This is a genomic window from Pseudoalteromonas sp. MelDa3 (assembly GCF_002863625.1).
Lineage (GTDB): Bacteria > Pseudomonadota > Gammaproteobacteria > Enterobacterales > Alteromonadaceae > Pseudoalteromonas > Pseudoalteromonas arctica.
Genome location: NZ_PJBR01000196.1, coordinates 1 through 2069 on the forward strand (window position 1 = coordinate 1; position 2069 = coordinate 2069).

At 39.3% G+C, this 2069-nt stretch carries 2 protein-coding genes; both read right to left on the reverse strand.

The features are described 5' to 3' along the window. Positions 1-520: alanine:cation symporter family protein (locus CXF89_RS19025; RefSeq protein ID WP_145990849.1), on the reverse strand; the 520-nt coding region annotated here is incomplete at its 3' end. 376 nt (positions 521-896) lie between these two features. Then, complete coding sequence (locus tag CXF89_RS19030; RefSeq protein WP_121955471.1) at positions 897-2024, reverse strand: M14 family metallopeptidase; 1128 nt, start codon at positions 2022-2024, stop codon at positions 897-899. Between the last annotated feature and the right edge of the window lie 45 nt (positions 2025-2069).

A 2069-nucleotide genomic window follows, 5' to 3' on the forward strand; every position in this document is an offset into this window, starting at 1 on the left:
CGCCAAACACTTGAGTAAACGCATTACCTACTGCATTTGCTTGTACGCCTGGCAGAAAAACACCACATGCAATAATTGCCGAAACAGCAAATAAAACAGCTAGCCATTTTTGCCCTAAACAACGGTCAAAATAATACGCTGGGCCGCCACGATATTGCCCGTTTTCTTCTGTTTTATAAATTTGGCCTAAAGTAGATTCTGCATAGGCAGTGCTTGCACCTAGAAAAGCAACAACCCACATCCAAAAAATAGCACCTGGTCCACCAAAACCGATAGCTGCTGCAACACCTGCGATATTACCAACACCGACTCGTCCAGACAACGATACTGCAAGGGCTTGAAAAGATGAGATACCTTTATCAGACGTGTTTGGACTAAATAATAACTTACACATTTCTTTAAAATGTCTAACTTGAGCAAATCGAGTTAATACTGAATAAAACAAGCCTGCGCCTAGGCATAAATAGATGAGTGCATTACTCCAAACAACATCATTAACAGCGCTTACAAAAGCTTCCATGGATATCCTCTATAGTTATATTTATTATTTTTAATTACGAGACTCTGCTTTAACTACTACGCAACATAAGTTTCACGAAATAAGGTTTTACCTCTCCCGTCCCGACTCATTATTTAATTAATCTTAACTTAAGTACCCCAACTTTGTTAACACTTAATTTTCAAAATATCTAATTACGTAGCTATTGCAAGGCACTGCATCAGCAGTATTTAAAGGAAAGTAGATTGATTTGTACCGATACGGTGATGATACGCGGCGAAGAAACGTTAAAAACGTTTTGGAATGAAGTTGCTATATGATTATTATTTTTTGTAAAAGGGGTTTTACTAAAAGCAAAAAGGGCATCAAAACTATTGATACCCTTCAAATAAACGTTTTATCTTAAATTATCAACAACATTAACAATTGCCGCTAACGTATCTTGACCAAATTGATACGAACGACGGTCTGACCAGCCATAGTCTGGATCAGGTAAATCGTTGTTGTCTTTAAATGGCATTTCAATTGTGTACGTTAATGCTTTGAATTCTTCAGCAGTAGCTGATGAACCTACCGTGAGGTTAGCTTGGCCGGGCTCATCTTTTGGATAGCCATGCTCATCTTGAAACTCTGGAGTAATAGTTAAAAGCGCAGCTTTAAAGCTATCTTCAAGGCCTTTAAGACGAGCATCGTAACTTGGAATACCTTCACTGCCTGCCACAAAGTTATACGGAATAGCTTCATCGCCGTGTATATCTAAGTGCATATCTAAGCCAGCTTCGCGCATTTTATTTAGTACTAGGTAAACCTCAGGGCTATTTTCCATGCTTGGTGTCTGCCATTCACGGTTTAAGTTAACGCCTTTAGCATTAGTACGGAGATGTCCGCGTGCGCTGCCATCTGGATTCATATTTGGCACAACGTAAAACACTGCTTTTGATAGAAGCGCAGCTGCATGTGGGTCTTCGTCATCAAGAAGTTTGTGCAGTAGACCTTCAACAAACCATTGGGCCATTGTTTCACCTGGATGTTGACGTGCTGTGATCCAAATGTTTTTCTTATCTTCACTTGGCTCACCAATTTTGAGTACACTCATATCGCGGCCATCAAGTGTTGCACCAAGCGTTATTAATTGGCAAGCGCCTTGGCTTTGTGCCCAAGACAATAAATCTAAATGGCGGTCGTAACTGTATGGTGCAAAGTAAGCAAAATGCACGCTGCCGCACTCTGGTTCAATTTCAAAGCTTAATGTGCCATTTTCATAGCTTGATGGTACACGAAACCATGTTTGGCGGTCATATGATGCAACGGCTTGATATCCTTCCCAACCATCTGGGTAAGCTGATTTATCAAGCTCATTAATATTTAACTTATGCAATTGGTAAGGCGTTGTTTCAAGACGAAAGTGAAACCACTGATAAAATTCAGACTGGTGATCTTTATTAATTTCTAATTGAATATTTAAAGGATCGGTGGCTTCAATAACTTTGATATTACCACTGTCGAAATTGCTGCTGATTTTCATGAAAAAACCTTTAGGTTGAATAAGTTTATCTGCTTATTAATTCAC

Bases quoted from the DNA above. Each gene is read 5' to 3' on its own strand.
- CXF89_RS19030 (WP_121955471.1), bottom strand. From the start codon at position 2,024: ATGAAAATCAGCAGCAATTTCGACAGTGGTAATATCAAAGTTATTGAA.